We start from the raw sequence: 7696 nt of genomic DNA on the forward strand, positions 1-7696 counted from the left end.
TCGGTGATCTTGACGACGGGGTCGTCCCACCAGGCGATGCTCTTCTGCTCGTTCAAGACGCGCAGGATGCTCTCGTTGAAGGCGTTGTCGAGAAGGGTGCGTTCCCTGTCGACCGCGGTTTGGTTCGCCGACCAGCCGGCATAGGCGATGATCGCTAGGAGCAGCAGGCCGAAGAAGGCGATGGCCACCGAAATCAGGGTGGTCAACCGCCGAAGGTCGCCGTGCAGAATTTGATCTCGCTCGGAAAGGGACAATTTGAGAATCCGCGTCAACTCAGGTCTGGATCGGTAAATAGCTGCGAAACCTCAAATTTTGGTTGCCGCGCAGCACCTGCCCTTGCGTGTTCCTCGTCGATGGTTGCCGCTGAGCCGGTTGAGACCGCGCGTTGGCCACGGCAATCGTCGCAATCGTCAGGCTACGGAACAATCAAATACCGTAGACTGATTAACGAATTGCGGAACGCCCGTTTACCCTTTATTAACGATAAACGCTGGGAGGGTCGGTCCGTCCGCCAGACGGAGCCGGCAGAATACGTCGGACTCGATTTGTCAGGATTTCGAGCAGAATGGCGGCAAAACTCGCCATACGGTCCCGGGCCGAGAGCCCAGAGCTGAGAAAGGCGGCGCTTGCGATCGAGCAGGCCGCCTGGGAAGAGCTTGGCTATCTCAATTACACAAGGGCTCATTATGAGCATTACCAGGATCTCCTAGACGCCTATCCTGAGTATCAGCTCTGTCTCGTGGACGAGGAAACCGGCTATCCGGTCGCCGTCGCCAACAGCGTACCGTTTGTTTGCTCCAGCCCCGACGACCTGCCTCCGGAAGGCTGGGACTGGCTGGTCGAAACCGCCGCCGGGCGACAAGGCAAACAGGCGAATATGCTTGGGGCGCTAGCCGTGTCGGTGCCTGCCATCCATCGGTCAAAAGGGTACGCGCGGTTGATGATCCGCTCGCTCATCGGCTTGGCGGAGAGCAATGAATTCAACGGTGTCGTGGTCCCGGTGCGTCCAACCGGCAAAGTCAAGCACCCCTGGACGCCTATCGCCGAATACCTATCTTGGACCGACCCCAAGGGGCGGCCCTACGATCCCTGGGTGCGTAGCCATCTCGCCTCGGGAGGCAGGCTCGTGGGACCGTGCGAGCGGTCCATGGTTGTGCATGAGCCCATTGGATTCTGGGAAAACTGGTCCAAGAAGCGTTTCCAGCAAACCGGGCCTTATGCCTTGAAGGGCGCCATTGTCCCGGTGAAGATCGACGTCGACAAGCAGACGGGCACCTATGAGGAGCCGAACGTCTGGGTGGCGTATTCCTAAAAGGCGGCGGCTTAAGCGACGTGGCTTTCCAGCGTGCCCTTGATGCGGCGCGGATGAGTGAAGACCTCGAAGCCGTCTTTCCGCGCGATGGCCACGAGCGTCATGCCGCAAGCGTCCGCCATGCGTACGGCGAGCGCGGTCGGCGCCGACACGGCGGCAATGATCGGCGCGCCGATGGCCGCGGATTTCTGCACCATCTCCACGGAAACCCGGCTCGTCAGCACGACGAGGCCTTGCTCGGCGGTGCTTCCGTCGCGGGCCAGCGCGCCGGCGAGCTTGTCGAGCGAATTATGGCGGCCGACATCCTCGCGCACCGCCACCAGGCCTCGCGCGGGGTCCCAGAAGCCCGCGGCATGGACGGCGCGGGTTTCGCGATTGAGCGCCTGCTGCGGAAACAGCGAGTTCACGGCCGTCATGATCTGGTCCGGCGTCAGCACCTGTCCGTCGCCGACTTCCGGGGGCGGACGCATCGCCTCGATCAGGCTTTCCCACCCCGCACAGGCCGCAGCCGGTAGGCCCGCCATTTTGCGGCGGCGGCCCAAGAATTCCGCGGCATCCTTTGCCTTGAGCCAGACCCGCAGCTCGATGCCGATCTCTTCCTCGACCACCTCGATCGTGTCGATGGCGTCGAGAGAAGACACAACGCCCTCGGTCAGGGCAAAGCCCACGGCAAAGTCCTCGAGGTCCTGGGGGCTCGCCATCATCACCGCGTAGGAGGCGGTGTTGAAGGTGAAGGCGATGGCCGTTTCCTCCGGGATCGCGCGCTCGCTCTCGGCGGTGCCGGTGGCACGCCAGCTCGAACGGGGAACGCGGACAACGGGTCGCGGCATGGCTGTCTCCGCTTCGAGGCGCGGCAATCGCTGCCGCAACCAAAAGAATCACCTTCTAAATAGGTCAAGCAGGCGCCCGCTGCCACCCGGATTCCCCGGTTGAAAACCAGCCAAAAGCAAGGGGAAGGAGGCGTGTACGGTATTCCTGAAACAGAAGGCGTATAATTTGAGACCTACCGTAATGTGCGTCGTCGGTCGAGTTGCTGCCCGCTCGCCGGCTCCTCAACAGCGGCGGCACAGGGAGGATTATCGAAAATGGCTGCAGCTTGGCGCATAAAGATCAGTCGGATGTCTGGTGGGTGTTTCTGCTCGAAGGGATCGCGGCGATCATCTTCGGCATTTTGCTGATCACGAACCCAGCATCGACCTTGGTCGCCCTCGTTATTTTCCTCGGGTTCTATTGGCTCTTCGTCGGCGTGCTCGAATTGGTGCGCGTCTTCGTCGACAGCTCCGTGCCTTGGTACTGGTCGTTGCTGATCGGCGTTCTCGGCATCGTCGCCGGCATCATCGTGCTGAGGCATCCGCTGTTCGCGGCCATCGTGCTGCCGACGGCGATCGTGGTTTGGCTCGGCGTTCTCGGCCTGGTCATCGGCGTGTTCGCCATGATCGGCGGTTTCACCGGCGGCGGCGTGGGCTCCTTCATCTTCGGCTTCGTGAACTTCGTGATCGGCCTAATCCTGCTCGGCTCGCCGATGGTGGCGGCGCTCGCCGTTCCCCTGGTCTTCGGCATCTTGTTGCTCGTTCAGGGCGTGGTCCTGATCATCTGGGCGTTCAAGGTCCGAAGGTAGAGTTTCAGTGAGGGTTGCTTGGGCCGTAGGCTCGCGACCCTCACGGCTTGCCCCCCATGACGGCTACCGCTTCTCCTCAGACGCCTTGCAGCAGAGCATCCAGGTCGAGGGAGGAGCGATGCCCCAAGTCGCCGCTGTTCGTCTTGAGGAACGCGGCGCCGCCTCGCGGCCTTGGTCGCGCAGCATGCAGAGAAACGACCATTCCGCGTTGAGCTTCGACGAGTAGCCGAGCTTCAGCAGGAGCTCGCTCGAGATGCGATGAATGCGCATATGAGACCAGCGTGCGCCTTCGCTGTCCCCAGGATCTGAGGCCTGCCGGAGGAGCGCGATCATGCGGAGCTCCTTCAGGAGAACGCTATTGAAGGAAATCTCGTTGAGCCGGTTCAGGATGTTTCGCGCCGTGCGTGGCGTGCCCCTCCGTTCGATGGGGTTGATCTGGACGAGAATGGTGTCCGTCGAACGGCATTCGCGAATGAGGGGCGTGATTGTCGGATTTCCCGAGTATCCGCCGTCCCAATAGCTCTCTCCATCGATCTCGATTGCCTGGAACAGGGTAGGGAGGCAGGCGGAAGCAAGCAGTGCGTCCGGCGTGATGTCGTTGTTGCGGAAGACACGGCCGCGGCCGGTGTGCACGTTCGTGGCGGTCACGAACAGCTTTATCGGGCTGCGCGACAAATGTTCGAAATCGATGCATTGATCGAGAATTGCCCGCAGCGGGTTCTCGCCGTGCGGATTGAGCTCGTAAGGCGAGACCAGCCGCGACATCAGGTCCATGGCGATGAAGGCGGGCGAGTAGTCGAGCGTCCATTGGCCGAAAAGGATGTCGAGCGGCGACCGCTGAAACGGGCTCAGCCGCGCCGCGTCCGAGACCTTTCGCCAAAACAGCCTCAAGCGCGGCGCGCGCGCCGGCCGGGCCCTCTCGCGAGAACCGTCGGCAAGAACGGCGGCGTTCATCGCCCCGGCCGACGTGCCCGATATGCCCTCGATGGTCAGCCAAGGCTCTTCCAGGAGCCGGTCGAGCACGCCCCACGTGAAGGCGCCGTGCGATCCTCCGCCTTGCAGAGCGAGATCGACAAGGAGCGGCTCGCGATCGGTCATTGCGTCATCCCGGCCGATGCTCGTCGGCGAAAGGTTCGCCTGCAACGGCGATGCGTTCGGGGCGCAACATCTCGAGGCGCCCCTCGGTGCCGGTCGTCAACGTATGAATATAGAAAGCGGTCGGTTTTTCGTTCGTTACCTCCATGACCGGGGAGGGAGCGGAGACGATCGGCAGGCCGGCGCACTCGCCGATCCAATCGATGTGCCGGTGGCCGTGCATCAGGATGGCCCGCCCCACGAGCGGCTTCATGCTTCGGATGAACCAGTTGCCGTTGATCAGAGCCGTGCCGATGCGCTCCGACAGCGCCTTGGCCGCCCAAGGATACTCTATCACATGGTGGTGGAGGGCGATGATCCAGCAGGCCTTCGGATAGGCCTCGCGGGCAATCTCGATGCCGCGCACTTGCCCCGCTGAAACCATGCCGAGCGCGTTGGTGAAAGAGAAGTGCGTGTCGGCGTTCGAGTTCAGGAGGACGATGCCGAGGCCGTTTTCCGTCTCCGGTGGGATGACCATGGGGAAAGACTTGGTCCAGAGCTCGGGAAGCGTCGTGGAGAAGCGTGGCCGGGCGACATCGGCGAAACGCTTGATTTCCTCCACATGGGGTTTCAGCAGCTCCTCCAAGGTCGCCCCCAAGCGGCCGGCCTCCAGATCGACGGTGCGGACGCGCGTTCCTTGAACGCTGTTCATCGCGGACAGCGAACGAAGCTGACGCAAGGGCCGGTCCGGGCTCGTGGGCAGATCCATGCGCGCCGGATTGGCACGGTCGATGATGTTGAGATCGTGATTGCCCGGCAGGATCAGCGTGCGCGCGGCAAGACCGGGATGCGCCATGAGGATCTCGAAAAACGCCGCCCACTCCGTGGAGATGCCGGCATCGGTCATGTCGCCGGTAATCAGGATAACGTCCAGCCTATCCTTGGCGTCGATGTCTTCGAGTTGCCCCAACAGTTTCTTGAGCCGGTCGTTTCCGCGCGGGCCCGAGCGGCCGCTCTCTATGCGGAAGCCATAACGCTCGCCGACCACATGAATGTCCGAGAGGTGCACGACGCGCCATTTACGTCCCGTGACCGCGCCTTCGTAGAAGGTCTTGAGGCTGCGAGGCTCGGCCATGGTCGCGTCGACGAAGCCCCAGACGAGCGCGGCAATGGCGAAGTACGCGGTGATCAGGACGACGCTGTTGGCAAGGGTGACGGGAACGAGGTCCCTCCAGCTGCTCACCTCGGAGATGTGTCCGAAGAGATGGGCGCTCGGCCAGACGAGCCACAAGACGAGAACGGCGAGGCCCGAGACGACGACCCCGGCAACCGCAGCGGACGCGGCGCGTAGCCGCGCGCGGGTTCTCTCGCTCGCGGTCTTGGCAATGAACTTCTCGGCGAGGTGACGCAGGATCTCTCGAGCCGCGGCATAGCGGGTTGGACCACGATGGAGTTCAGTGCCCAGAAATTCTTCTCGATCATGCGAAATAGCGTGCGCCAGCCATACCAGCCCACTGCCACGACGCCGACGAACAGAAGCGCGGACCAAATGCCGATAAAGGCCGATGCGACCTTGTTCACGACCATGCCGAACCACGACGAGATGACGAGCGGTGCCAATCCGAGGAGGAGCCCCGGCACGACGAGCAGAAGGATCCACGCGACGATCAGCTTCGGCAGGCTGATCTCGACGAGCAGGCTTCCGGCGAGCGACAACATCGAGCGGCGTTTGGTGCTCGATGCGTCGTCCTCGATGTCTCCCGCGCGGGGATCGAGGATCGGTGCGAAACCCACTTTGTCGGCCTGACCTTTGCGCGCCATCGATCCGGGCTAGCTCTTGGCGGAGTGATCAGGCGCAGTGCCGCCTGACAGGAGCGTCGCGATCCATCGGCTTGACGGATATTGGGCGCAGATCACGATCGCGGTGATCAGAATAGGTACGCCGATGAAGGCGCCGGGTATGCCCCACAGGAAACCCCAGAAGAACACCGCGAACACCACGGCGAAGGGCGAGATGGACAGCGCGGCGCCGGCGACGAGAGGTTCGAGGTAATTGCCGATTAGGAATTGGATGATTCCCAGCCCGGCAAACACGAGGGCGATACCGAGCCACGTGTCCAATTGCACCATGGCGAATATGCCCGGCAGGAGCGTGGCGACGAAGGAGCCTATGAACGGGATGTAGTTCAGCGCAAAGGCCAGGAGGCCCCAAGCGGGCGCCGGCTCAACGCCGGCGAGGGAGGCGAAACCCCAAACGGCCAGCCCGGTAAGAATGCTGAGCTGCGTGCGCACGATCATGTATTTGCGGAACTTGACCGCAATCTCACGCGCGGCGTCGATGAGCTTGCCGCCTTGTTCTTGCTTGCCCAGCTGCGCCAGTCGTTGGCGAAACTCTTCGGTTTCCAGAAGCGCGAGCATCAGGAAAACGAAAATCAGAATGCCGAACCCGGCGAGTCGATTGAGTTGCCGCGCCACTTCCTGAAACATGCGAATGAGCCACCCCACGTCGAAGGTGTCCGCCAGCGTGCCCACGACAAAGATGCCGTGCTCTTCGAGCCAATCGGTCTTTTGCACGTAGAGAGCCTGAAACCGCGCGATGTTGGTGATTAGCCAATCGGCGATGCTACTCAGCGCCCAGGCCACCACCGAGCCGAAGGCCAAGAACACCACGATCGTCGCCAAGAGCGTCAGGAACAGCGCCAATCCGCGTGGCATGCGCTCCTGAAGCGCCTTTTGCATCGGCCAAACGAGCGCCAGCACAAAGAGACCAAAAGCTAAGGGCGCGAAGATCGCACTGGCCAGGTAGAGCGCGATGACCACGAGAATCGCAGTGCATACCGCGAGCAGGCTCAAAGTTAGACGGTCCGTCACCGGCATGGCGTTGACCAATCTGTTTGGGTCCCACGGACCGCCCGGAAGGCTGGCAGCTTGGCCGATGGCGCTTGCCGACGCCAGGGATTTTTGCTCTTCCCCTGCGCTGGCGCTCGACCGAGGCCATGCGCTAAGGTCCCGCAATGAACAGGTTCACAGATTGCGCACGGCGCGGCGCGCTCGCATTGATCGTGCTTCTTGCCGGATCGATGACCGCGGCCGCCGCCGAAGAGTCCCCAACGCCATGCACCGAGGACGCCATGATTGTCTTCGATGCGTCAGGCTCCATGGCCGGTAGCCTGGCCGAAGGCATCGGCTCAAAGATCCGGCGCATCGACGAGGTGCGCAAAGCCCTCGCTCAGGCTTTGCCGCGCGTGGTCCATTATCGCCGCATCGGGCTCATCACCTACGGGCCGGGCTCCTACAAGCAATGCAACGTGGAGCTCAAACTGAAGCCTCAGCCCAACGCGGCGCAGCGCATCCTGCATGATGTGAGCGAATTGAACCCGTCGGGGAAGACGCCGTTGACGGCCGCCGTGGAGCAGGCGGCCGAGGTTCTACACTATAAGACCGATCCCGGCGTCGTGGTTTTGCTCACCGACGGGGAGGAAACTTGCGACGGCGCACCTTGCGATCTCGGCAAGCGGCTGAAGGCGCAGGGCCTGCAGCTCACGGTTCACGTTATCGGGTTTCGCATGACGGCCTTCTGGACCGGGGCTCAGAGCGCGCTCGATGTCAGATGCCTCGCCGAGGAGACCGGCGGCCTCTACATCACCGCGGAGAGCCAGGAGGAGCTGGTCGAGGCGTTCGAGAAGACGCTC

General features: G+C 62.6%; 9 protein-coding genes. 3 read left to right on the top strand and 6 right to left on the bottom strand.

What is annotated here, in order from left to right; translation table 11 throughout:
- The coding region (locus AUC71_RS03990) for a hypothetical protein (RefSeq protein ID WP_141701436.1) at positions 1–206 on the bottom strand (206 nt) is incomplete at its 3' end.
- Positions 207–565: 359 nt separating this feature from the next.
- Between AUC71_RS03990 and AUC71_RS03995 the strand changes: the two genes are divergently transcribed.
- Complete coding sequence (locus tag AUC71_RS03995) at positions 566–1312, top strand: transferase (RefSeq protein ID WP_244500788.1); 747 nt, start codon at positions 566–568, stop codon at positions 1310–1312.
- An 11-nt stretch (positions 1313–1323) separates the two neighbouring features.
- Here AUC71_RS03995 and fdhD read toward each other — a convergent pair whose 3' ends face one another.
- A complete protein-coding gene (gene fdhD / locus AUC71_RS04000) occupies positions 1324–2142 on the bottom strand; it encodes a formate dehydrogenase accessory sulfurtransferase FdhD (RefSeq protein WP_069623227.1) in 819 nt (272 codons plus the stop codon).
- 266 nt (positions 2143–2408) lie between these two features.
- Between fdhD and AUC71_RS04005 the strand changes: the two genes are divergently transcribed.
- Entirely contained in the window at positions 2409–2930 is a 522-nt protein-coding gene (locus AUC71_RS04005) for an HdeD family acid-resistance protein (protein ID WP_158007690.1), read from the top strand.
- Positions 2931–2993: 63 nt separating this feature from the next.
- Here the strand turns inward: AUC71_RS04005 and AUC71_RS04010 are convergent, their stop codons facing one another.
- The 4 genes from AUC71_RS04010 to AUC71_RS04020 are packed head-to-tail and all read right to left on the bottom strand — an operon-like array spanning position 2994 to position 6881.
- The gene (locus AUC71_RS04010) at positions 2994–4028 is read right to left on the bottom strand and encodes a patatin-like phospholipase family protein (protein ID WP_425283352.1); all 1035 of its coding nucleotides are present in this window, start codon (positions 4026–4028) and stop codon (positions 2994–2996) included.
- Between the two features lie 4 nt (positions 4029–4032).
- Entirely contained in the window at positions 4033–5295 is a 1263-nt protein-coding gene (locus AUC71_RS04015; protein ID WP_244500789.1) for a metallophosphoesterase family protein, read from the bottom strand.
- A complete protein-coding gene (locus tag AUC71_RS20790; protein ID WP_244500790.1) occupies positions 5244–5825 on the bottom strand; it encodes a hypothetical protein in 582 nt (193 codons plus the stop codon). The genes AUC71_RS04015 and AUC71_RS20790 overlap by 52 nt, the downstream gene beginning before the upstream one ends.
- 9 nt (positions 5826–5834) lie before the next feature.
- On the bottom strand, positions 5835–6881 hold the full coding sequence (locus tag AUC71_RS04020) for an AI-2E family transporter (RefSeq protein WP_069623224.1): 1047 nt from the start codon (positions 6879–6881) through the stop codon (positions 5835–5837).
- A gap of 137 nt (positions 6882–7018) precedes the next feature.
- On the opposite strand from AUC71_RS04020, the gene AUC71_RS04025 reads away from it, so the two are divergent.
- Positions 7019–7696, top strand: a 678-nt coding sequence (locus AUC71_RS04025; protein WP_069623225.1) for a vWA domain-containing protein, incomplete at its 3' end; no start/stop codon positions are given.

Source organism: Methyloceanibacter marginalis, from assembly GCF_001723295.1.
Classification (GTDB): Bacteria; Pseudomonadota; Alphaproteobacteria; order Rhizobiales; family Methyloligellaceae; genus Methyloceanibacter; species Methyloceanibacter marginalis.

Coding starts and splice junctions, on each gene's coding strand:
- AUC71_RS03995 (WP_244500788.1), top strand. CDS start 566: ATGGCGGCAAAACTCGCCATACGGTCCCGGGCCGAGAGCCCAGAGCTG.
- fdhD (WP_069623227.1), bottom strand. CDS start 2,142: ATGCCGCGACCCGTTGTCCGCGTTCCCCGTTCGAGCTGGCGTGCCACC.
- AUC71_RS04010 (WP_425283352.1), bottom strand. CDS start 4,028: ATGACCGATCGCGAGCCGCTCCTTGTCGATCTCGCTCTGCAAGGCGGA.
- AUC71_RS20790 (WP_244500790.1), bottom strand. CDS start 5,825: ATGGCGCGCAAAGGTCAGGCCGACAAAGTGGGTTTCGCACCGATCCTC.
- AUC71_RS04020 (WP_069623224.1), bottom strand. CDS start 6,881: ATGCCGGTGACGGACCGTCTAACTTTGAGCCTGCTCGCGGTATGCACT.